General features: G+C 69.3%; 20 protein-coding genes. 7 read left to right on the forward strand and 13 right to left on the reverse strand.

Features of this window, described 5'->3' with window-relative positions; translation table 11 throughout:
- The first annotated feature begins 19 nt into the window (after nucleotides 1-19).
- Both IPJ17_07815 and IPJ17_07820 read left to right on the forward strand, forming a co-directional pair.
- Complete coding sequence (locus tag IPJ17_07815) at nucleotides 20-1,762, forward strand: hypothetical protein (GenBank protein ID QQR75468.1); 1,743 nt, start codon at nucleotides 20-22, stop codon at nucleotides 1,760-1,762.
- Nucleotides 1,763-1,803: 41 nt separating this feature from the next.
- A complete protein-coding gene (locus tag IPJ17_07820) occupies nucleotides 1,804-2,823 on the forward strand; it encodes a phosphatase PAP2 family protein (protein QQR75469.1) in 1,020 nt (339 codons plus the stop codon).
- Here IPJ17_07820 and IPJ17_07825 read toward each other — a convergent pair.
- From IPJ17_07825 to IPJ17_07835, 3 genes are all read right to left on the reverse strand, one after another.
- Complete coding sequence (locus tag IPJ17_07825) at nucleotides 2,806-4,395, reverse strand: hypothetical protein (protein QQR75470.1); 1,590 nt, start codon at nucleotides 4,393-4,395, stop codon at nucleotides 2,806-2,808. The genes IPJ17_07820 and IPJ17_07825 overlap by 18 nt on opposite strands.
- Nucleotides 4,392-5,810 (reverse strand): hypothetical protein, encoded by a 1,419-nt coding sequence (locus IPJ17_07830; protein QQR75471.1) that lies wholly within the window; start codon nucleotides 5,808-5,810, stop codon nucleotides 4,392-4,394. The genes IPJ17_07825 and IPJ17_07830 overlap by 4 nt, the downstream gene beginning before the upstream one ends.
- A gap of 437 nt (nucleotides 5,811-6,247) precedes the next feature.
- A complete protein-coding gene (locus tag IPJ17_07835; protein ID QQR76120.1) occupies nucleotides 6,248-7,471 on the reverse strand; it encodes a glycosyltransferase family 2 protein in 1,224 nt (407 codons plus the stop codon).
- A 79-nt stretch (nucleotides 7,472-7,550) separates the two neighbouring features.
- On the opposite strand from IPJ17_07835, the gene IPJ17_07840 reads away from it, so the two are divergent.
- Entirely contained in the window at nucleotides 7,551-8,477 is a 927-nt protein-coding gene (locus IPJ17_07840) for a glycosyltransferase (protein QQR75472.1), read from the forward strand.
- Between the two features lie 16 nt (nucleotides 8,478-8,493).
- Nucleotides 8,494-9,135 carry a methyltransferase domain-containing protein gene (locus IPJ17_07845; protein ID QQR75473.1) on the forward strand — a complete coding sequence of 214 codons (642 nt, stop codon included), beginning with the start codon at nucleotides 8,494-8,496 and terminating at the stop codon, nucleotides 9,133-9,135.
- A 10-nt stretch (nucleotides 9,136-9,145) separates the two neighbouring features.
- On the opposite strand, the gene IPJ17_07850 is transcribed toward IPJ17_07845, so the two are convergent.
- Nucleotides 9,146-10,087 (reverse strand): flippase-like domain-containing protein, encoded by a 942-nt coding sequence (locus tag IPJ17_07850; GenBank protein ID QQR75474.1) that lies wholly within the window; start codon nucleotides 10,085-10,087, stop codon nucleotides 9,146-9,148.
- 157 nt (nucleotides 10,088-10,244) lie between these two features.
- Between IPJ17_07850 and IPJ17_07855 the strand changes: the two genes are divergently transcribed.
- Entirely contained in the window at nucleotides 10,245-11,213 is a 969-nt protein-coding gene (locus IPJ17_07855; GenBank protein ID QQR75475.1) for a phosphatase PAP2 family protein, read from the forward strand.
- Here the strand turns inward: IPJ17_07855 and IPJ17_07860 are convergent.
- From IPJ17_07860 to IPJ17_07900, 9 genes are all read right to left on the reverse strand, one after another.
- Nucleotides 11,200-11,796: a hypothetical protein gene (locus IPJ17_07860; GenBank protein ID QQR75476.1), complete on the reverse strand. Its 597-nt coding sequence runs from the start codon at nucleotides 11,794-11,796 to the stop codon at nucleotides 11,200-11,202. The genes IPJ17_07855 and IPJ17_07860 overlap by 14 nt on opposite strands.
- An 18-nt stretch (nucleotides 11,797-11,814) precedes the next feature.
- Nucleotides 11,815-13,191 (reverse strand): sigma-54-dependent Fis family transcriptional regulator, encoded by a 1,377-nt coding sequence (locus IPJ17_07865; protein QQR75477.1) that lies wholly within the window; start codon nucleotides 13,189-13,191, stop codon nucleotides 11,815-11,817.
- Complete coding sequence (locus tag IPJ17_07870) at nucleotides 13,188-14,861, reverse strand: HAMP domain-containing protein (GenBank protein ID QQR75478.1); 1,674 nt, start codon at nucleotides 14,859-14,861, stop codon at nucleotides 13,188-13,190. The genes IPJ17_07865 and IPJ17_07870 overlap by 4 nt, the downstream gene beginning before the upstream one ends.
- Before the next feature lie 12 nt (nucleotides 14,862-14,873).
- Nucleotides 14,874-16,064 (reverse strand): Ni/Fe-hydrogenase cytochrome b subunit, encoded by a 1,191-nt coding sequence (gene hybB / locus IPJ17_07875; protein ID QQR75479.1) that lies wholly within the window; start codon nucleotides 16,062-16,064, stop codon nucleotides 14,874-14,876.
- Nucleotides 16,051-16,839: a 4Fe-4S dicluster domain-containing protein gene (locus IPJ17_07880; GenBank protein QQR75480.1), complete on the reverse strand. Its 789-nt coding sequence runs from the start codon at nucleotides 16,837-16,839 to the stop codon at nucleotides 16,051-16,053. Before IPJ17_07880 ends, hybB begins: the two co-directional genes overlap by 14 nt.
- A 37-nt stretch (nucleotides 16,840-16,876) precedes the next feature.
- Complete coding sequence (locus IPJ17_07885) at nucleotides 16,877-17,554, reverse strand: glycine cleavage system protein H (protein QQR75481.1); 678 nt, start codon at nucleotides 17,552-17,554, stop codon at nucleotides 16,877-16,879.
- A 683-nt stretch (nucleotides 17,555-18,237) separates the two neighbouring features.
- The gene (locus tag IPJ17_07890; GenBank protein QQR75482.1) at nucleotides 18,238-18,774 is read right to left on the reverse strand and encodes a hypothetical protein; all 537 of its coding nucleotides are present in this window, start codon (nucleotides 18,772-18,774) and stop codon (nucleotides 18,238-18,240) included.
- 9 nt (nucleotides 18,775-18,783) lie between these two features.
- The gene (locus tag IPJ17_07895) at nucleotides 18,784-19,404 is read right to left on the reverse strand and encodes an exopolysaccharide biosynthesis protein (protein ID QQR75483.1); all 621 of its coding nucleotides are present in this window, start codon (nucleotides 19,402-19,404) and stop codon (nucleotides 18,784-18,786) included.
- A gap of 70 nt (nucleotides 19,405-19,474) precedes the next feature.
- Complete coding sequence (locus IPJ17_07900) at nucleotides 19,475-20,056, reverse strand: TIGR00730 family Rossman fold protein (protein QQR75484.1); 582 nt, start codon at nucleotides 20,054-20,056, stop codon at nucleotides 19,475-19,477.
- Nucleotides 20,057-20,164: 108 nt separating this feature from the next.
- On the opposite strand from IPJ17_07900, the gene IPJ17_07905 reads away from it, so the two are divergent.
- Together IPJ17_07905 and IPJ17_07910 are read left to right on the forward strand one after the other, a co-directional pair.
- A complete protein-coding gene (locus tag IPJ17_07905) occupies nucleotides 20,165-20,590 on the forward strand; it encodes an acyl-CoA thioesterase (protein ID QQR75485.1) in 426 nt (141 codons plus the stop codon).
- Nucleotides 20,587-21,510, forward strand: a complete 924-nt coding sequence (locus IPJ17_07910; protein QQR75486.1) for a DMT family transporter — start codon at nucleotides 20,587-20,589, stop codon at nucleotides 21,508-21,510. The genes IPJ17_07905 and IPJ17_07910 overlap by 4 nt, the downstream gene beginning before the upstream one ends.
- Nucleotides 21,511-21,528: the final 18 nt, after the last annotated feature.

The following is a 21,528-nucleotide window of genomic DNA, read 5'->3' on the forward strand; positions in this document are numbered from 1 at the left end:
TCGCCGACAGGAGATCTCCATGACCGATGCGACTCGCCAGCCGGGCCCGACCCGCCGCACCGACGGAGCCATCGAGCGGGGAGGTGCGAAGGGCCTCTCCGTCGCCGCGCTCGTGGCCGTGTTGTTCGCCATTCTCGCGCCCGTGTCGCCGGCGGCCTGGGCCCAGGGGGCGAAGGCTGCCCCGGCGGGGAAGGTGCCGGCGCGCGGATTGACCGTGACCTACCTCTCGACGAGCGCGGTCTACGTCGACGGGGGGCGACAGGAGGGGCTCGAACCGGGATCGCGTCTCGTGGTGCGTCGCTCGGGCGACAAGATCGCCGAGCTCGAGGTGCTCTACGTCGCCGAGCACTCCGCCTCCTGCCGGGTGGTGAGCGCGCTCTCCTCGATCCGGCAGGGCGATGCGGCGGTGCTCGCCTCCGTGCCGGCGGAGAGCGTTGCCGAGGCCCCACCGGCGGCGGTGCCGGAGCCTGCCCGCCCCGTCCCGGAGCCTCTCCCGGCGCCGGTGGCGAACCCGTCGCCGCGGCGTTCCGTGCCCCGGACCCGCGCCAGCGGCGCGATCTCCTACGGCTTCCAGCAGTATCGCAACGGCGGCGCGGTGAGCAGCGGCGGCTTCGACGAAGGAACCGGTCGGCTCTCGCTCCGTCTTCGCGACCTCGGCGGCAGGCCGCTCGACTTCCGCGCGCGGATGAGATCGCGAACGGTGACGCGGAGTGGCTTCGGCCTGAGCGGCAACCGGTCCGAGCAGAGCGACCGGCTCTACGAGCTGTCGCTCACCTATGCGCCCGAAGGCGGGCGCTTCGCCTGGCAGGTCGGGCGGCTCGGGGTCAGCCCGTTCGTCGGGATCGGCTATCTCGACGGGGCGCTGGGGCAGGTCCGGCTGACGCGACGCTTTCATCTCGGGGCCTTCGCCGGCTCGCGGCCCGAGGTCGCCGAGCTCGGCCTCGCGTCGATCGGCCAGAAGTACGGCGCTTTCGTGCGTTATGCCACCGCGGCCGACGAAGGGCCCGGCTACGCGGAGGTGGTGATTGCCGGGATCGGCGAGTACGCCAAGGCCGGGGCGGTGAGTCGCGAGTACGTCTCGCTCGAGAGTCGCTTCGGTTCCGGCTCGCGCTGGTCGCTTTTCGCGCGCGGCGAGGTCGACGTGAACCGCGACTGGCGCAGGGAGATGGCGGGCTCGGCGACGCAGGTGTCGAACGCTTCGATCTCCGGGTCGGTGCGCTTTCGCGAGCGCTGGCGGTGGAGCCTGACCTACGATCAGCGGCGCAACTACCTGACCTACGAGACCAAGCCGCGCCCGGAGGACGTGTTCAATCTGCTACTGCGCGAAGGGGCGCGGACCAGTCTCGAGTACCAGGGAAGTCGAGGGCTCAACGTGTCGGCAGGGGTCGGGCTCGAGCGCCAGGAGAGCGGACAGGATCCCACGACCTCCGCGACGGTGACCGTCTACCACTCCAACCTCTTCGGCTGGATGCTGCTCGGCGGAGCCGACGTCACCTACTACACCGGCGGGGTCGCCGAGGGGTACGTCGCCTCGCTGCGGGTCCGCAAGTACCTGCGTGGCGGCCACGATCTCGGTCTGACGATCGGCGCGTCGGAGACGAAGGTGCTCGGCGCCGTGGCGCCGCGGAGCAATCAGTGGGCCCGGCTCTCGGGAACGCTCGAGCTGCCGTTCCGTCTCTACCTCCTCGGTGAGATCGAGTATTCGACGGGCGACGACCTCGAAGGGACGCGCTACCTCGCCGAGATCGGGCGGCGCTTCTAGCTGGCCGGACGCGACGAGGTCGAGCGGTAGAATCGCGCCGCTTGGCATCCCCGGCGCCCATCGACGCTTCGAGCGACCCGCCTCGCGGGGGGGCGGTGGCGCGTTTTCTCGCGCTCCTCTGGCCGGAGGAGGGGATCGCGCTCGTCTACCTCGCGATGGTCCTGATGGCCTTCCGCGTCGCCGGCTATCCGTTCACCGGCTGGCCGATGGCGGTGGAGTACCTGCGCTTCTTCGGCGCGATCCTGGCGGTGACCCTGCCGCTGTGGGTCGCGGTGCAGGTTTACCGGGTCTGGCGACGGGGCTTCCGCTGGCGCGAGGCGGGGCTGGATCTCGCTCGCTTCGCCCGGGCGCTGGCGGCGCTGCTCGTCGTGCTGGTCGCCTACACGAATCTCAAGGCACGGCTCTTCCTCTTCGCCCCGCGACTGCTCGACGGGCTGCTCGAGCGGCTCGACGCGTGGGTCCATTTCGGCGGCGGCGACTTCGTCGGTTGGACGCTCGGCTTCACCCACGACGCCGCGCTCAACGCCCTGCTCGCCTGGGCCTATCTGCTCGCCTGGGCGGTCTTCGCCCTGCCGCTCGGCGCGGCCTTCGCGCGCGACGGCGGCCCGGCGGCCCGGCGCGCGCTCGCCGCGCTCGGACTCGCCTACGTGATCGGCTCGCTGCTCTACCTCGTCTTTCCGTCGATGGGCCCGGCTTTCTACGTGCGCGCTCGCTATGCCCACCTCGCGGACAACTGGGCCTGGCAGACGCAGGAGCAGATGCGCCAGGCACTGCTCTACCTCGTGCAGCATCCGGCGGCGCCGGCGGTCCCCTTCTTCGGCATCGCCGCCTTCCCCAGCCTGCATGCGGCGACGACCGGCCTCGGTGCGCTGATCTGCTGGCGTCACGCGCGCTGGCTGCTGGCGGTGATCGTGCCGGCGAACCTGCTCGTCGCCTGGAGCGCCGTCCACTTCGGCTGGCACTACGCGATCGACCTGTACCCGGGCTTCGCCCTCGCCGCCTTGGCGTGGTGGGTGGCGGGGAGGTGGGTCGCGTCGGAGGGGCTAGAAGGCCGGAGGTAGAGCCGGCGTGTCCTGGGGCCGGGGGTCGCTCCGCCGGAGACCCGGCCAGGTGAGTGCGAAGCCAAGCGCGGCGATCGCCGCGGCGAGACCTGCCGTCGTTCGCAGAGGGACGGGCCGGCGCGACGGCTCGAGGGTCGCCATCCAGAACGGCCAAGGGCGAGGCAGCTGGAAGAGGCGGAAAGCGCGGATCCAGGTCGGTGCCCGGTCCCGATCCCTGTTGCCCAGCGCCAGATAGGTGACGAGGCCACGCTCGGGTGTCGGGGCGAACTCGTGTGCCGTGCCCGAGGCGGCTTCCTGCCAAGCCCGCACGATCTCGCCTGGACGTTCGAACAGTGCGGAGTGTCGGAAATAGAACTCGTGGTCGGAGTACCAGAAGAAGCCCGACAGGCGATGCTCGTAGAAGAAGCGATGGGTGTCGAGCGAGAGACCGAGGAGTTGAACGACCACGCCGGCGACGACGATCGCGCCACGGAACACACGGAATCGATCCCCTTGTCGCCAGAGCGTCGCAGGGAGCATCCAAAAGGCGAGTAGCGGCCCGAGGTAGCGTGGCCCCCAGGCCCAATCGGAGCCGAAGAAGCTCAGGCAGGAGATGAAGGCCAACTCGATCACGGAAGCCGCGACGAGTGCCTGGGCGAGCCAGCGGTCGCGCTCGCGCAAGCTCCGCAATCCCAAGACTCCGAGGATCAGCACCGGGCTGTAGAGAAGGATGCTCTTGCCCGGGCTGGCGAGCAGGCTGACGAGTCCGACGACGGGGTTTCCGAGGATGGGGGGATGCGAGATCCCGACGGACCCGCGATCGAAGAAATAGGCCATCCCGAACCTGAGCTCATTGAATGCAAACAGCGCGGCAATCCCAGCGAGCAAGGGCAGAAGGCTGACGAGCACGACGAGTCGAACGGGCCGCTCGCGAACGGACCGGCCCCGCAGCATCAAGAGGACCGCCACCGGCCACAGCAGGATGTAGGTTTCCTGGTAGTTGAGCAGGGCTCCGAAGCAGGCTCCCGTGAGGAGCCCCTGCACGAGCGAGCTCTCGCAACCCGCGCGCCAAGCGCAGAAGAGCCCTGCCGTGAGCAGAAGTGCGTGCTGTCCCTGGTCGAAGGTCGTGGTGGCTAGCGGCCAGAGGTAGGTGGCGAACGCTGCGACGAGCGCGGCGCCGATCGACCTGCGGGTCTCGACCCCAAGCCGCCGTAGCCAAAGGAAGACCAGGACGACCGTTGCAGCTCCGAAGAAGGCGGAAGTCAGCGAGAAGAGGAACCGCGCTCGCTCGCCGGAAGGAACGTCGTCCGTACCCGCGAGCCATACGAGTGTAGCCGCCGCCACGGATGGCCCGGAGTTGTACGACGCGAAGATCTTGCCGTCCCTTCCCTTCAAGCCGTAGGGTCGGACGACCGGATCTCGCAGCTCGGGAGCTCCGGTCTCGAGCCAGGTGCGAGTTGCCTCGTATCGAATCTGGCCGTCGATGATATCGATACGGCCGGGTCCCGAAAGAAGGTAGATCCCGAGCGAGAGCAGGAAGAGGCCGAGCGCGAACCTGCCATCGCCGCGGCGAGCCGAGAGCGAACGTCTCACCAGAAGCTCTCCACTTCCGCGGTCCCTCCGAGTCGTTCGGCGGTCGGGAGGCGTCCTCTCTGGCGCCGCACCGCGAGCCCACACGGCATGCCGACGAAGTCGCGCCGGAGAACCGCGATGGCGGCGGGAGGAAGTGCCTCGAGTCGATAGCTGTTCAGCACCAGCGTGCATTCGGAAGGCACGTTGCTGCTCAGCTCGCTCATCCAAGTGCCGGCTGCGATTCTCTCGCGGAAGAGCGAATCCAGATACCACTCGTGCGTGCACGGGAGAATGAAATAGGCGAGGCCGGAAGGGTCGAGGATGCGGTCCGCGGACGAGGCGTCCGCTCGCAGAGCACGAAGCATGGCCACCTCGCCAGCCATCGGCGAGGAGAATCCGGCGACCATGGATGAGAAGGGAACCGCTCCGCTACTGGCCACTTGGATCGCGAGGCCGAGGACGAAGGCCGCAACGTATCGGCTTGTCCCTGCACGACGGGCGAATCCGCGAGCCGCCGCGATGACGAGGAAGGGTACTGGGAGTGCGACGAGGTAGGGCCAGGCGTGCGGGTGAACCAACCAGAAGGTGATGCCCAGGGCAGCGATGGCGAGCGCGGCGAGCTCTGCCCTGTGGCCGGCGCCATCCGTTGCTCGACCGCGTCGAGACATCGCGACCGCCGCAGCGGAAAGCACCAGCACCCACCACGCGAGGTCTCTGAGCAGAGTTGGTCCGAGAGACGATGCCAATGACACGCGGGCGCTATCCGTGGCGATCGTCGCGAATGTTCGGAGGCTGGCGAGAAAGCGATCGCCAAGTCCCACGAGCAGCAGGAGGCCGATCCACCCGGACAGGAGGGCGAGCGCCCCGAAGACCAGTCGTCGCGCCGCGGCTCTTCGCTCGTGCGACATGGCCAAGTAGATGGCGACCCCTCCCGCGGCGAAGTAGATACCCTTGAGATGATGGAGCGCGAGCAGCGCGGCCAAGGCTCCGAACCAGAAGGGTGAGGTTTCACGAACCAACGCACGATAGGCGAGGAGCAGCAGGATCAAGACCGCGGCATCGTAGCGGAACTCCAACGCATGAGTGGCGAAGGCTGCGTTTCCGATCGCGAGCCACGCTGCGGCGGCAGTCGCCGCGGGTCCAGCCGCGGCTGCACGAAGCGCCGACACGAAAGCCAGGGCAACGCCTCCGGCGGCCGTGAGCCTCAGGACGAGAAAGGTCGTCCCGGGATCGGCAAACGCCCTCGCGACGGCTCCGCACAACAGCGTCCATGGCATCAAGAAGGCGGGTTGGAAGTCGTTGCCGGTCACCTCGAGCCAGCCCGCGCGCACGGCGAGCGATTCGTCGAAGTTGAGGCGACGTGTAGCCGCCATGCTCAGGAAGAGCAATAGGGCAAGCGCGGCGAGAAGATTCGCGACGGTCTTGCTCGTGATCAAGGCGTCAAATCCTATCGCAGCCGCCGGGAATGCTCACTTCTCGTCTGCGATGTTGCACCGACGCAGATGCCCAAGCCGCTGTGTCGGCTCTCCGGTCGAGAGGCCATCTCGTCCGTCAACGGTGGGCGGCTGGCAACAGTCGAGCAACAGTCGAGGATGCGATGCGCCATACCGCTCGGGTGTGCTCTGACGGCAAGGGCCCGCGGGGCGCCGGCGAGTCTCGCGGCGCCAGGAGGTGCTTCGGTCAGATCGGTGAACGGCCAGGGGTTTCCCTTGGGTTGTCGAAGCCGTCGGCGCTCGTCAGGGAGCTCGTTCCGGCGTGCCATCGCCGCAGGGTTGCCGCGCGGGGGGGAACAGGGCGCTGCCGGAGGAAAGGCCCCATGGAGTGGCGGAGGGCATGACGGAGTCGTCCGAGGGCGAGGCTTGCCCTTCGGCTCTCAGGGTGTCATGGGCGAGCCAGTCACCGTTGTCTTGGCAAGCGTGAGAATGCTGATGAAGAAGCTCGCGAAGACCGTCTGAGTTCCCAGTGCCATGAGCAGAACCGAAGGAACGACCTGACGCATCGTGACCGCCGGGTCGAGCTCCGAGAACCCGGTGCTACCCCAGGAGAGCAAGGCGAGGACCAAGAGGACGATGCCTGTTCCGAGGGCGGTCAGACCGCCGATGACCCCACCCTCCAGGCTGACGCGGCGTGAGACGCGCACTAGCCTGGCTGAGGGGGGGTGAAAGCCCTCGGCTGCGGCGTACACGCGAGCGAAGACACCGAAGATCAACAGCTGGTAGCCGAGCAGACAGACGAACGATGCCACCAGAAGGGAGTGGACGTCGAGGCCGATGTGTCCCAACCGTACCGGGCCACGCACCAGCAGGGCGGTGAGCGCCGCTCCCAACAGGAAGAGTGAGGCTCCAGGAGCGAGGAAGAGCCAGCGCGGACTGAATAGCAACATGAAGCGGAGATGGCGCCAGCCGTCGCGCCATGGCCTCAGATGCGGCGGACGCGATCTGCCGTCGGGAGATAGCGTCGTGGGAACCTCGGCGATGCGCAGGCCGAAGAGATGCGCCTTGATCACCATCTCGCTGGCGAATTCCATGCCAGTCGTCCGCAGGCCGAGCTTGGCTGCGGCGGTGCGCGTCAGCGCCCGCAGCCCGCAATGGAAGTCTCCAACCGCGATTCCGAAGAGCAATCGGCCGAGACCGCTCAGCAGGGGGTTACCGATCCACCGGTTCTTCCAAGGCATGGCTCCTGGTCGGATACCGCCGAGGAACCGGTTTCCCATCACCAGGTCGTCGCCCTCGCGCAAGCGCGCAAGGAAGGGCATCAGGTCGCCGAAGTCATAGCTGCCGTCAGCATCGCCCATGACCAGGTAGCGCCCTCGGGCCGCGGCAAACCCGCCACGCAAGGCGCTACCGTAGCCACGATCCCGGATCTCGACCACGCGAGCGCCAGCTGCAGCCGCCAACTCGCGGGAGCCGTCGGTGCTGCCGTTGTCGGCGACCAGGACCTCTCCTGTAACACCGTGACGCTTCAGCGCGGCGACTGCCTGAGCGACGCAGCCCGCCACGGTTTCCATCTCGTTGAGGCACGGGATGACCACTGAGACCTCGAGATCCGGCTCGATGCCGGTGCTAGGATTCTCGGAGGCGAGCAGCAGACCGTTCATGTCGAGTGCGCAAGCGGCTGTAGCCAAGCGTATCGCACTTGGCGCGCCTTCCGAGCGAGGGAGTCGAATGCGCCCGTGGATGAGCGTCATCGTGCCGGTCCACAACGGCGGGCGTTTTCTCGGGGCGGCCCTTGCGAGCCTGGTCGACCAGAGTGGTGACGAGCTCGAGGTCGTCGCCGTCGACGATCGTTCGACGGACCACAGTCGAGAGATCCTGGACAGCTTCTCTTCGCGGCTCGCGCTTCGCGTGTTGCGCAACGAGCAGACGTGCGGCTGGGTGGCGGCGAGCCAGCGCGGTCTCGATGCGGCGCGCGGCGAGGTGGCTTGCTTTCTCCACCAGGACGACCTCTGGCTTCCGGGCCGCATGGCCGCAGCGAGAGAGGCGTGGCGTGAACGGCCGGACATCGGGCTCCTGGTGCACGACTGCGATTTTCTCGATGTGGAGGGGCGACGTCTGGCCACACTCCGTCCACCGTTTGGCGAGGGAGGGTTCGTGGCGCGAGCGCGGGTGCTCGAGGCACTGGCAGTGCAGAATACGATCTCGGTTCCTGCCGCGGCCTTCTCCGTGGCGGCGGCGCGGCAGGTGGGACCGCTGGCTGCGGAGCATTGGTACACCGCCGATTGGCTACTTTGGATACGCCTGGCCGACAGGGTGCCCGTCGTCTACTTGCCGCGCGTGCTTGCCGGATTCCGCATTCACGCCGAGTCGCAGACCGCAACCCGTTCGCGGAATAGCGACGACTTTCGACGCGAGCACGTCGAGGTGCTGGCCGAGGTGCAGCGCCTCCTCGACCTGGGTGACGAAGGGGCGGGTGTGATTGCCGCGGGCGAGCTGTCGATGCGAGCCAACCTCCTGCTCGCCGCGCTCTGGCACCGCGACACGGCAGGAGTCGTGAGCGTGCTGTCGGGACTGCGGCCGCGCCATCTCGCAGGTCTGCCACGCTTCCTGCGCTGTTCGCGCATCGGCGAGCGGCTCGCTGCTCGTCTGGCGCTGCTTCAGGACTGAAGGGATGAGACCCGTGATGCGTAGCGACGAGGAGCCGAGGCGAGGAAGGGGAGAGTCGACGTATTCGCAGCGGCTTCAGCGTCTCCAGACGGCTTGGTGGAAACGGCTCCTCGATGTCCAGCGACCCTACCGCGAACGTCTCCGGGCTCTCGAGCCCGGCTTCGTTCTCGAGGTGGGATGTGGCATCGGCAGGAACCTCAGCCACCTGCAGGGCCATGCCGTTGGAGTGGACATCGATCGCGAATCGGTGAGCTACGTCGTCGAGGTTCTCGGCCTCCGGGCCTTCACGCCGGATTCATTCGCGGTGTCAGAGTTCGGAAGAGGCTGCCCCTTCGACACGCTCTTGCTCTCCCACCTGCTCGAGCATCTCGATGCCGATGGCGCGATCGAGTTGATGCGCGACTATCTGCCGCGGATCAAACCGGGCGGCCGTGTCATCGTCATCACGCCGCAGGAGGCCGGCTTCACCAGTGACCCGACGCACGTGCGCTTCGTCGACGAAGCCGCTGTCCGGACGCTTGCGGCAGAGTGCGGGCTTGTTGTCGAGGCGCTCGAGTCGTTCCCGTTCCCGCGGTTCGTCGGCCGTTTCTTCCGCTATAACGAGTTCGTCTGTTGCATGCGCCTGCCGAGTCCGGTGCCGACGCGAGGAGCGTCCTGACGGGCAGGAGTCAGGTGCTTCGTGCGGGCTCGTTCAGCAGGCGCAAGAGGGCCAGCGAAATCACTCCGATGAGGGCTTGAGTCGCCAGAGTCACCGCTTGGGCGGTCAAGGCGCAGGCCAGAATCTCGGTGCTGCGCTCCTCGATCGGTAGATTCGCGAGGAACGGCGACAAGAGCGCGACCTGGGTTGCCGGCACGGTGCCGAGACCGGCTGGCGTCAGTGGCAGGCTGGCCACGAGGAGGATCACGGGTGTCGCCGAGATCCCCGCGGCGGCAGGCAGCGCAAGGCCCCAGGCGCGGAAGAGGCCCCAACCCAGAAGCGACATTGCGATGAGATGGGGAAGCCGAGCGACCGCAGACAGCAGGTGATCCCGCCCGGGTGCTTCGAGCAGCACCTCCAGCAGCGGATGGCACCGAAGGAAACGGAGCCGACGAGCCGCGGCGAGCCCTGGCAAGTAGCTCAGGACGAAGAGGAGCGTCAGGGAGGGGAGCCAACGGAGAGCGCCGCTGCGCAGGATCGAGGGGCCCAGGACGGACGCGACGAAAGTCACGGCCATCGTCGCGAGGCCCGTTGTTGCCAACACGAAGAGCATGGCACCACCAGCTCGAGGTGCGGGCACCCCACGCTTCACCAGAAACCAGGACACGCTGCCCTGGCCGAGCGCGTAGTTGAGCATGCCGGCGAGATAGCTCGCGCCGCGCGCGAGAAGCAGATCACGCTCCGGGACGCGGATTCCTAGGCGCGAAATCGCACGTCCGGTCGCCCACGCATCGAGGGGCAGCGGAAGTGCTGTGGCGAGCAGGGTGTAACAGAGGAATCCAGGGCGGGCTCCCTCGCGCAGGGCGGCCAGGATCGGGGCCAAGCCGGTACGGCCAACAAGCCAGGCGACAAGCGCGAGGCCGCATGACCACGCAAGGATGCTTCGAGCTCCTCGGAAGGTCGGCGGTGCCACGCGGCCGATGATGCCATGGCACGGGTCCGGCCAATCAACCCGCGCGGTCCCGCAAACCGGTGGCTCGGACCGCGTGCTAATTTCGAGGACGATGGAAACCAGGGCACTTGACCGCGAGCAGGGCGCGGTGGGATGGCGGGCGACGAGGACGGTGCTCGTGACCTACCGGACAACGGTCCTCCTCGTCGCCGGCTATCTCCTCGCGGCCGCACCGGTGCTCGGGTGGGGACGGGATTGGCAGTTCCGACTCGTCGATGGCTGGCTGGCGAGCGGTTGGCTCGCGGGCACGGCGCTGATGCTGCTCACCGCTCGGCTGCGTGGCCGGGCGGCGGAGCTCCTGCGACCGGCGCGCGTCGCCGAAGCGCTCGTCGTCCTTGCGCTCGCCACGCCGTTCCAGAGCACCTTCAACAGTCTCAAGCAGGTCCTGCCGCGCTTCGCGCCGTACGCCTGGGATCAGCGTCTGGCGGCCCTCGACCGCACGCTCCACGGCGGCGTCGAGCCGTGGCGACTCCTCGCCTGGGCGACCCGACGGCCGGAGCTGCTTCGCCTGCTGGATCTCGTCTATGTGTTCTGGTTCCCGCTGCTCGTCGGCGTGATCGTCTGGTGCGGTTGGTCGGTGCGCCTGCGATTGCGGCGGCGCCTTCTCGCCGCCTCCTTCCTCGCCTTCGTCCTCGTCGGCACCGTCGGGGCGTTCGTCTGGAGCAGCGCGGGCCCTTGCTACTACGGGCGGCTGGTGCCGGGGCCGGATCCGTTCGCCGAGCTCGTCGGGTCGCTCGAACGACGGGTCGACGAGGAGGGGATGCTGCTCTTCGCGGTCGACAACCAGCGTGGGCTCTGGGAGGCGTGGCAGGCGCGGCGATCGCTGCCGTTCGGTGGCATCTCGGCGATGCCGAGCATGCACGTGGCGATGGTGGTCCTGATCGCGCTGGCGGCCGGAGCGACCGGCCGTCGCGCCGGCACGGTGGCCTGGCTCTTCGCCGTCGTCACCTTCGCCGGATCGATCGCCCTCGGCTGGCACTACGCCGTCGACGGCTACGTGGCCGGTCTGGCGGTCTGGGCGATCTGGGCCTGGGTCGGACGCTGGCCCTCGATCCGTCGCCTGCCCGAACGGCTCAACGACGTCTGAAGAGCGGCGGGATCTCCCCGTCGGCTTGGGCGAGGCGCTCGCGGCAGGCGTCGCAGAGCACGCTGCCGCGGACGTCGGCCGCCTCGATCCGGGAGCAGAAGTGCATCAGGCAGTTGGCGTCCTGGCAGTGGACGAGCCCGGCCACATGACCGAGCTCGTGCAGGATCTCGGCGAGGGCCCGTTCGAGAAGCAGTGGCGGGTCCGGCGCTTCGCCGTAGAACTCCGGCCGCAGCCGCGCCAGGGAGACGACCGCGGCGTTGCCGCCGACGCGCGCCCGCCCGAAGACGTGAGTGAAGATCGGCAGGCCGAGGTCGCGGTCGGTGAGCCCGATGAGCGGGGCCGCCGGGTCGTCGGCGAGTCGCTCGAGCGCGGCGAGCAGCGTGTCGGCGTCGAGCTGTCCGCGGCCGGCGAGCTCGCGGCCGCCGAGCTCGGGGCGTGGGGGAGCGCGGCGACAGGCGACGGAGAGGTGTCGGGAGAGTCCGCCGACGATCCGGTCGAGCTCGGCGGGCGGGGCGCCCGCCACGGCCACGAGGCGGACCTCGAGGATCGGCGGTCGCGACGGAGCGTCGGGCTCGGCGAGCATCGTCCGCTGCTCGCGGGCCTACTCTTCCTGTCCGGTGCGTTCGAAGCCGTAACGGCGAATCTTGTTGTAGAGCGTGCCGCGGTCGACGTCGAGCAGCTTGGCGGCCTGGGAGATGTTCCAGCCGCAGCTCTCGAGCACGTAGCGCACGTGCGTCCGCTCCATCTCCTCGAGCGACAGCGGACCCGGTCCGGCGGGCGGCGGGCCGTTCTCGGTCAGCCGCAACGGCAGGTCGCCCACCTCGATCGTCGGCGGCTTGCCGAGCACGACGGCGCGCTCGATGGCGTTCTGCAGCTCGCGCACGTTGCCCGGCCAGCCGTAGGCGCGCAACGCGTCGAGAGCGTCGTTGGTGAACCGCATCGGCTTGCGGTTCATCGAGCGCACGAAGCGGTCGAGGAAGTGCTCGGCGAGCGCGCTGATGTCCTCCGGGCGCTCGCGCAGCGGCGGGATCTCGATGGCGAAGACGTTCAGCCGCCAATAGAGGTCTTCGCGGAACGATCCGTCCTTGACCGCGGCCTCGAGGTCCTGGTTCGTCGCGGCGACGGTACGGAAGTCGGTGCGCACCGGACCGCTACCGCCGACCCGCGTCACCGTCTTCTCCTCGAGGACGCGCAGCAGCTCGACCTGCACCCGCGGCGAGATGGTGCCGATCTCGTCGAGGAAGATGGTGCCGGTGTCGGCGAGCTCGAACTTGCCCTTGCGGCGTTGCTGCGCGCCGGTAAACGCCCCCTTCTCGTGGCCGAAGAGCTCGCTCTCCAGCACCCCTTCGGGCAGCGCGCCGCAGTTGACCACCACCAGCGGGGCGAAGCGACGCGCCGAGCGGGCGTGGATGGCGCGGGCGACGAGCTCCTTGCCGGTGCCCGACTCGCCGCGCACGAGGACCGTGGCGTCGCTCGCCGCGACGGCGTCGATCAGCTCCTGGACGTGCTGCATCGCTCGCGAGACGCCGACGATCGGGCTGGCGCCGGCGACGGTGGCGAGCTGCTCCTTGAGGCGGATGTTCTCCGAGCGCAGCGAGCGGTGCTCGCTGGCGCGCCGGATGAGCATCGACAGCTCCTCGGGGTCGAACGGCTTGGTGATGTAGTCGTAGGCCCCGGCCTTGAGCGCCCGCACCGCCGAGTCGACCGAAGCGTAGGCGGTCATGATGATGATCGACAGGTCGGGGCAGTCGCGGACCAGCCGCTCCTGCAGCTCGAGACCGTCGATGCCGGGCATCTTGATGTCGAGCAGCGCGATGTCGAAGGTGTGCTCGGCCACCAGGCGCAGCGCCTCCTTGGCGCTGCTCGCGGTGGTCACCTGGTAGCCGTCCTGCCGGAACCAGTCGCCGAGCGACTGGTTGACGATCGGCTCGTCGTCGACCACCAGGATCGAGACGCCGGGTTCCTTCTTGAGCGTCATGCCGTGGCCTCGGAATCGCCGCTCGGCGTGTTTCGGGTGAGCGGCAGGTACGCGGTGAAGGTGGTCCCGACCCCCGGCGTCGAGGCGACGTCGATCGTCCCGCCGTGTCGCTCGACGATGCCGTAGACGACCGCGAGGCCGAGGCCGACGCCGGCGCCGCTCTCCTTGGTGGTGTAGAAGGGCTCGAAGACGTGCGGCAGGTGCTCGGCCTCGATGCCGCGACCGGTGTCGGAGACGCGAAGACGCAGCCGGTCGTCGACCGTGTCGGCGGCGATCGTCACCTTGCCACCGCCCGGCGTGGCCTCGAGGGCGTTCATCGTCAGCGCGAGGAGCATCTGCTGCATCTGCGCTCCGTCGCAGGGCAGGCGGGGCAGGCCAGGGGCGAGCTCCTGGCGAAGCTCGACGTCCTGCAACTCGAACTGGTGACGGACGAGCATGGCCACCCGCTCGACGATCGGCGCGATCTCCTCGGGGGCGATGCGTGCCCCGGGGGTGCGGCTGAAGAGCAGGAGGTTGCGCACGATGTTGCCGCAGCGCATCGCCTCCTCCTCGACCAGCTTGAGGATCCGCTCGGTGTCGGCGGCGCCCTGCGGAGCGGCGGCGGCGGGTTCGCCGTCCGCTGCTGCTGCGGCTTCGGCCTGGCGCCGGCGCAGCAGGCGGGCGTAGGTGGCGATGCCGGCGAGCGGGTTGTTGAGCTCGTGGGCGACGATGGCGGCGAGCTTGCCGAGCGACGCCATCTTCTCGACGAGGAGCATCCGGGCATGGGCGTCGGCGAGCTCGCGCGTCTTGTCGTCGACGCGTTGCTCGAGCCGGTGCCCCCATTCGTTCAGCTCGGCGTGGGCGGCGCCGAGCCGGACGGCCATGTGGTTCCACGCCCGGGCGAGCTCGCCGAGCTCGTCGGTCGAGCGGTCGGGAACGCGGGCGGAGAAGTCGCCCGAGGCGAGCAGCGGGGCCGCGGCGGTGAGCTCGCCGACCGGGCGCAGCACGAATCGCCAGACGAGCAGCCAGGTGAGGCCGAGCAAGGCGGCGACCGTGCCGATCAGGCCGGCAAAGAGCTGCCGTTCGGAGGTGGCGAGGCTCTCGTCGACACTGGCGAGCGACATCTGGACGTCGAGCACACCGAGGATCGTCCGGTCGACCGGATGGGCATGACAGGCGGCACTCGAACAGGAGGCCTCGTTGCGGATCGGCAGGATGACACCGAGCACGCGCTCGCCCTCGGCGGTGCGGAAGGTTCTCGAACGCTGCGGGACGTCGAGATGGGTGAGCGGTTTTCCCGCGGCATGACAGGAGACGCACTGCTCGGCCGAGAGGTCGACCATGCGGCCGGTCTCGGCGAGGTCGCTCGAGTGGCGAATCTCCCCCTGCTTGTCGAACACCCGGGCGCGCCGCACGCTCGCCGTTCCGGCGAAACGGCCGAGCTGGCGCTGCAGCTCGGCCGCGTTGTTCTCCAGCATCGAATGCCGGGTGGAAGCGAGGATCAGGTCGACGATCTCCGCGGCCCGACGTTCGACGAGAAGGGTCAGGTGCTGGCGTTGAAGCTGGAGGTTCCAGACGAGGCCGGCGGCGAGCACCGCCATGGCGGAGAGCGAAAGAGCGACCGCCAGCCGGAAGCCCAGGCGCCGCGCGAGCGGGCGGCTGGGGAGAGGATCCGGCTGAGCGGTCGCCATCGTCTCGGGCCCTTAGACCACGCGGTTCGTCGAAGCGAGGCGCGATCGGAAGACCGGATCCGGGGCGGGCGACGGGTGGTCGCCCTCTTCCGGCTCCGGGAACACCCGGAAGTATCGCACTGCCAGGGCAAAGGCGGCGAAACCGACCGAGACCATCAGGACCGAAATCAGGATCTCGCCCCAGGCGGGCTGGTAGTGCTGCCCGGCGGAGGTCTCGAGCCCGGTGACGCTGACGTTCAGGCGGTTGACCACGAAGCCCATGACCGCCAGCAGCGAGGCCGCGTACATCACCCGCGGGCGGATCCGCCAGCTCGGCACGGCGAGCAGGAAGAAGGGGAGGATCACGCCGGCGAGGATCTCGAGCTGGAAGAAGGCGGCCTCGTAGGTCCACTGGAGCGCCAGGTGCAGCACGTGGCGATGAATCAGGTCGTAGATGCGGAAGACGCCGGTCACGCCGAGGGCGACGAGCAGGACGCGCGCGACCTCCTGCAGCAGCGGCAGCTCGAGCTGGCGCTTGAAGGCGCGTGCCGAGAGGTTCGACTCGACGATGACCATCGCCAGTCCGGCGGCGATCGCCGAGCTCCAGAAGATCCACGGCAGCGCCGCGGAGTACCAGAGCGGGTAGAGCTTCGTCTTGGCGATCAGGTAGAGGGCGCCGAGCGACGACTGGTGGAGGGTGGAAAGCAGGACGCCGCAGATGACCAGCGGCACGGTGGCGGCGTGCTGGATCTTGACGGCGCGCTCCCACTTCAGGCGCTCGAAGATCATGCCGGTGAGCTCGAGCAGCAGCACCGTCGTGTAGAGCATCACGCACCAGCCCACCTCGAACATCACCGAGCGCGGGTTCCACATGACGATCGGGTGCCAGATGTTCCACGGCCGGCCGAGGTCGAGCAGCAGGGCGACGATGACCAGCGCATAGCCGAGGAAGGCGGTCAGCACGGTGGGCCGCACGATCGGCTGGAAGCGCTTGAGGTTGAAGAGGTAGACCATGGCGGTGAGGGTGAAGCCGCCGGCCGCCAGGCCGACCCCGCAGAGCAGGTCGAAGCCGATCCAGATACCCCAGGGGAAGTTGTCGTTCAGGTTGGTGACCGCGCCGAGCCCCTGGGTGTAGCGGACGACGGCGACGGTCAGTCCTGCCGCGAGGACGAGAAAAAAGAACGCCCGCCAGAAGGTCAGGCGATAGGGCTCAGTGCTGCGCATGGGTGCTCTCCTCGCGGGTGGCTTGGTGCTGGGCGGCTTCGAAGCGGGCGACCTCGTCCTTGCGATGGGTCAGCCAGTAGAGGCCGAAGAGGAAGGCCCCGCCCACCGAGACGATGCCGGGGATCTTCGACAGGGCCGCGGCGGTCAACTCGGGCAGGGCGCCGGCCGGCAGGTCGGTGCGGAAGCCGAGCTTCTCGAAGGGCACCGGCGACAGGAAGAGCACCGAGGTGCCGCCCAGCTCCGTCTCGCCGTAGACCTGCGGGTGATAGGTGCCGGGGTTCTCGGCGATCCGGCGGTGGGCCTCGGCGATCAGCTCGTCGCGGTGGCCGAAGACCGTCGCTTCCGCCGGGCAGACCTCGGCGCAGGCCGTCGGCTTGCCGGCTTCCTGGCGGGAGGCGCACATGTCACACTTGATCACCCGCGGGTTGGCGGAGAACCACTCGTACTTCGGCACGTTGAAGGCGCAGGCCTGCATGCAGTAGCGGCAACCCATGCAGCGGCTGGCGTCGTAGACCACCGGGCCGAGCTCGGTCTTCTTGAAGGCCACCACGGGGCAGACGCTGGCGCACGCCGGGTCGACGCAGTGCCGGCAGAGCTGGCGGACATAGAGGCCGTCGCGTTCGGCAAGCGCGGTGAGGGCTTCAGACGAGAGACCCGTCACCTTCTCCGGGTCTCCCTTCATTCCGTGGGCTTCGAGGCACCCACCGACGCAGGCCTTGCAGCCCACGCAGCGGGTGATGTCGATCAACAGGGCGTTCGGGCGAGTCTGAATCATGGGATCGGTTCCGGGCTGGAGTCGTGGTCGATCCCGACTAGGTCAGCAGGAACTCGCGCACCAGGCGCTGCCAGTCCTCGTCCGGCAGGTGCTTGGCGAAGTCGGCCACCGGCTCGCCGCCGTCGGCCAGGACGGTGCCCGAGAGCGCCATCAGGGAGTGCTGCATCCGTTCGCGCGAGTCCTCCATGAAGCGGCGGGCGAGCGAACCGGAGAGGAGGTTCTGCATCCCACGGGAGAGCTCGGTGGTCCGGACCTTGAAGAGCCAGCCGCGGCCGAACGGATCGTCGGTGGCCAGGTGCGGCTCGGCGGCGACGGCGCGGTTGATCTCGACCACCTCACCCTCGACCGGGGCGACCATGTCGACCGTGCGACCGTTCTGTCCGAGCCGGAGCGCCGCGGCGCCCTGACGGACCCAGGAGCCGATCTCCGGCAGCGCCATCTTCTCGGCGCGGCCGAGCAGCTGGCGGGCGAAGTCGTCGAGGCCGACCAGGGCGATCTCGGGCGAGATCTGGCGAGCCCAGGTGTGGCCGGGGTGGAAGCGGCACTCGTCGGGAACTTGGTAGCCGGCGACCCACACGGGCTCGGCGAGCGGCGGGATCGAGGCTTCACTGCCCGAAAGCACGATGACCGGAGTACGGGACGCCTCCCGATGACGCACGATGAAGTCGATCGTGAGGAACGTGGCGAAAGTTGCGAGAACGAGCAGGACGGTCATGGGAGTCTCCTTCTTGGGTTCGTTTCCACCTTGCGAGGTCTCCTTAGAGCAAGGGGCTTGCCAACCTCGGCTCCGCTGTCCGACAACACCCCAAGAGCCCGAAAACCGGGGACTTCGCGTGGGCATTCGCCTTCTCGGCTCGCCGCCGCCCGCCCGGGGGCCCGTGGCGAAAATCAACAAGCGTCCCGTCGAAATCCTCCCCGGACGCGGCGAAAGTCAACGGAAACATGCACTTGGAGGCGTGTGGAACTTTTCGACGCCTACCGTCGAATGATTCGACACCTGTCGGGCGCGGAAGAATGAGCCTTCGCGGCCCGGACCGCGATCGCGCTCGCCCCTTCCGACAGAGGATTTGCGGAAGCGGGCTCGGTCGGTCGCTCCCGAGGCCCCGATCGGGAGTCCGCGTCGTACGCCACCTCTCGGCGCCGGGAAGGAGATGGATGCAGCCGCGACCGCCGACGGTGACCCCGGCGTGCGGCCAACGATCTCGACCAGGAGAACCGACCCGGGTTCATCCGGGGTGTTGCGGCGGGATGGGCTCTTCGCGTGGGCTGCCGCCGAAGCCGGGGCTGCCGGCGAGGGGCCGACGCGCCGCCAGGAAGCCGACCCCGACCGGCGACGGGGAAGGGAAGGGGAGTGAAGCGAACCGGGCCGTGGCGCCGGAGTCCCGGTGCCCTGGCGTCTTACTGGATCTCGATATACGAGATCTGCGTGCCCTTCCAGACGAACCGCACCCGGCTCCCGCGGCGATTCGTGTAGGCGAGCTCGAGCGAGGGGGTGCCGTCGGCGAGGAACGGCTTGAAGGTGGCGTCGGCCTGCTCCCAGGCGGGGAGGTCCTCCCCCAGCGCGCCCACCTTGGGGCGCCACTGCCGGGCGCGGGTGACGAACTCCTCCTCGCTCCCGAAGTGCGCGGCGAGCGCGGGGTTGGCGCGGTAGAGCTCGCGCACGCCGTCGTCCGTGGCGAGCTTGTCGAGGTCGGCCTTGAGCTCCCGCCAACGCTCCCGCATCGCCGCTTCGGTGATCTCGGTGGCGGTGCCGGCGGCCCGCTCGATCTCGCGGCCCGCGTCCTGCAGCGCCGATGGAACCTGCTTCGCAAGGAAGCCCATGCCCCGCCAGGTCGCCACGACGCAGGCGCCGAGCAGCAGCAACGCCAGGCAGCCGCAGCCGCCGATCAGGCGGATCCAGGGAAATCGCCGGCCTGGAACGAGAGGTGCGGACACGACGCCATCCTACTTGCCGAGGAACCTTCCGAACCAGCCGAACGCCTCGGTCCCGAGAAAAAAGAGCGCCCAGGCGACGAAGCCGAGGTAGGCGACCGACACCACCAGCCAGAAGAGCGCCACCCAGACCATCGCCCCGTCTCCTTCGAGCTCGCCGATGCAGACGAAGACGATGACCAGTGCTGGCAGGAGATTGTTGAACGGAATCCCGGCGAGCGGGATCGAGATCAGCAGCCCGCCGAGCGCGATGAGCGACCCGCCGACCAACTCGCCGCGGCGGCCGCTCACCCAGCGCTGGCCGCGCGGTCGGGTGAAGCGGTGACAGATCCGGAAGAGCCGCAGCAGGACGCCGAGCAGGATGCTCCAGACCCTCGGCGGCAGGACGGCTCGCCGCAGCCGCTCGGGGACCCAGGGGGTCTGTCGCCCGCGGGCGAGCTGCCAGCCGAGCGCGGCGAAGTTCAACCCGCCGAGGGTCGAGAGCGGCCCGAGCGAGATCGGCTGGAGGAACGGCAGGGCGAGCAGCAGGCAGACGAACGAATAGCTCGCTTCGCCGAACCGGTCCAGCACCTCGCCGAGCGTCAGCTCCCGTTCCTGCGCCTCGGCACGGCAGGCCTCGAGGACGGCTGCCATCTCCTCGTAGCTCCTGTTGCCCGCCATCGCGACGCCACCGATCGAGAGGACACGGAAATCGATCGCGCCGTCAGGCGCGGTCGAGCCACTTGCAGAGCGCAGGGGAGGTCTGGCTCGCCAGGCGGTCGAGGAGGGCGTCGGGGTCGCCCTCGACGAGGAGCATCTCGCGGTGCTCGGCGCGGACGAAGCGCTCGGCGACGGCGTGGTCGACGAAGGCGAGGAAGGGCTGCCAGTAGGCGGAGACGTCGAGCAGCGCGATCGGCTTGGCGTGCAGCGCGAGCTGGGCCCAGGTGGCGATCTCGCAGAGCTCGTCGAGGGTGCCGAGGCCGCCGGGCATCGCCACGAAGGCGTCGGAAAGCTCGGCGAGGCGCGCCTTGCGCTCGTGCATGGTGTCGACGACCTCGAGGCGCGTCAGCCCCTGGTGGGCGAGCTCGAGGTCGAGCAGATGCCGCGGGATGACACCGATCACCTCGCCGCCTGCCGTGAGCGCCGCGTCGGCGACCTCGGCCATCAGGCCGACGTTGCCGGCGCCGTAGGCGAGCGTCAGGCCACGGCGGGCGATCGCGGCACCGAGTGCCTGGGCCGCCCGGCGATAGGCCGGGTTGGCCCCGGGGCTGGAGCCGCAGAAGACGCAGACGGAGTGGATCGACATCGCTTCGTGGCCCGACGACGGCCGCGCCAAGCCTATGCGAGCGGCGCCGGCGGCGCCAGCGGCGGCGCCGCGGACGCCGGCGAGAGCGCTGCGATACGCTCGCCGCCGATGGCGTTCCGTACCCCCCTCGTCGTGCGCTTCGGCGACTGCGATCCCGCCGGTTGGGTCTACTACCCGCGCTTCTTCCACTATTTCCATGGCGCGATGGAAGAGCTGTTCGTCGCGGCGCTTGGTGTGTCCTATCCGGCGCTCGTCGCGCAGCAAGGTCTGGGCTTTCCGACGGTCCACGCGGAGTGCGACTTCCGTCGCCCGCTGCGCTACGGCGAGTCGGCGGCGCTCGAGGTGACCGTCGACGCTCTCGGCGCGACCTCGTGCACCTTCGGTTTTCGGCTCTTCGTCGCCGACGAGGAGGCGCCGCGAGCCGAGGCACGCGTCGTCACGGTTTGCATCGACCTCGCCTCGACGACCAAGCGTGCCATCCCCGAGCCGTTGCGTGCTGCGCTCGCCTCTCAGCGTCGGGTCGAGGCGGAGTGAGAGCGGACGGCGATCGAGAGCCGCCCGAGGCTCCTGCCGCGATCCCCTCCCGGCGGCGGGCGCTCGTCCTCTTCGCGCTGTCGTCGGTCTGTTTCGGGCTGATGGCTTTCGTCGCCAAGCTTGCCACCGCGACCCTCGGTGGCGGCCAGGTGGCGCTGCTGCGCTTCGGGATGATGCTGGTGCCGTTCGCCGTGGCGCCGTCCCTCGCCCGGCGCGCGATGCGCTACGAGCGGCTGGACCTGCTCTTCTACCGCGGCTTCTTCGGCGGCACGGCGGTGCTCCTCTACTTCCTGGCGATCGCCCACCTGCCGGTGGCGATCGCCACGCTGCTCAACTACTCCTCGCCGATCTTCAGCGTGCTCTTCGCCCGCGCCTTCCTCGGCGAGCCGATGCCGGTCCGCAAGGTTGTTCCGCTGGTCGCCGCACTCGCCGGCCTGGCGCTCGTGATGGGCGAGCGGGTGGGACCCGGCGAGTGGTCCCGCTCCGGCAGGTGGACGGCCGTCGGCCTGCTCTCGGCAGTGCTTTCCGGGGCGGCGGTGACGGCGATCCGCGCCGCGCGCCGCACCGAGAGCTCGTGGGCCGTTTACGGCAGCTTCAGCCTGCTCGGTCTGGTCGCGACCGCGCCGGTGGGAATCTGGGAGTGGCGCACGCCGTCGGCGGTGGCCGTCGGGTGGATCGTGCTCGTCGGCGCCTCGTCGATCGCCGCCCAGCTGCTGATGACCTACGCCTTCCGCTGGGTCGACAACCTGCAGGCGGGAGTCTTCGCCCCGCTGGCGCCGTTGATCGCCGCGGCGCTCGGCGTGGTGCTGCTCGGCGAGCGCCTGACGCCGGTCGAGCTCGCCGGCGGAGCGCTGGCGCTGGGCGGGGTTGCCGCCACGGTGGTGGCGGGGCACGGAGCAACGGCGCCGGAGAGCGAGTGATCCGGGCCGGCGCGTCCT

This window comes from Holophagales bacterium (assembly GCA_016699405.1).
In the GTDB taxonomy this organism is placed as follows: domain Bacteria; phylum Acidobacteriota; class Thermoanaerobaculia; order Multivoradales; family JAGPDF01; genus JAAYLR01.

Excerpts from the sequence above, each read along its gene's own strand:
- IPJ17_07880 (QQR75480.1), bottom strand. The coding sequence starts at position 16,839 with ATGATTCAGACTCGCCCGAACGCCCTGTTGATCGACATCACCCGCTGC.
- hybB (QQR75479.1), bottom strand. The coding sequence starts at position 16,064 with ATGCGCAGCACTGAGCCCTATCGCCTGACCTTCTGGCGGGCGTTCTTT.
- IPJ17_07815 (QQR75468.1), top strand. The coding sequence starts at position 20 with ATGACCGATGCGACTCGCCAGCCGGGCCCGACCCGCCGCACCGACGGA.
- IPJ17_07835 (QQR76120.1), bottom strand. The coding sequence starts at position 7,471 with ATGAACGGTCTGCTGCTCGCCTCCGAGAATCCTAGCACCGGCATCGAG.
- IPJ17_07845 (QQR75473.1), top strand. The coding sequence starts at position 8,494 with ATGCGTAGCGACGAGGAGCCGAGGCGAGGAAGGGGAGAGTCGACGTAT.
- IPJ17_07905 (QQR75485.1), top strand. The coding sequence starts at position 20,165 with ATGGCGTTCCGTACCCCCCTCGTCGTGCGCTTCGGCGACTGCGATCCC.
- IPJ17_07865 (QQR75477.1), bottom strand. The coding sequence starts at position 13,191 with ATGACGCTCAAGAAGGAACCCGGCGTCTCGATCCTGGTGGTCGACGAC.
- IPJ17_07840 (QQR75472.1), top strand. The coding sequence starts at position 7,551 with ATGAGCGTCATCGTGCCGGTCCACAACGGCGGGCGTTTTCTCGGGGCG.
- IPJ17_07870 (QQR75478.1), bottom strand. The coding sequence starts at position 14,861 with ATGGCGACCGCTCAGCCGGATCCTCTCCCCAGCCGCCCGCTCGCGCGG.
- IPJ17_07895 (QQR75483.1), bottom strand. The coding sequence starts at position 19,404 with ATGGCAGCCGTCCTCGAGGCCTGCCGTGCCGAGGCGCAGGAACGGGAG.
- IPJ17_07900 (QQR75484.1), bottom strand. The coding sequence starts at position 20,056 with ATGTCGATCCACTCCGTCTGCGTCTTCTGCGGCTCCAGCCCCGGGGCC.
- IPJ17_07860 (QQR75476.1), bottom strand. The coding sequence starts at position 11,796 with ATGCTCGCCGAGCCCGACGCTCCGTCGCGACCGCCGATCCTCGAGGTC.
- IPJ17_07885 (QQR75481.1), bottom strand. The coding sequence starts at position 17,554 with ATGACCGTCCTGCTCGTTCTCGCAACTTTCGCCACGTTCCTCACGATC.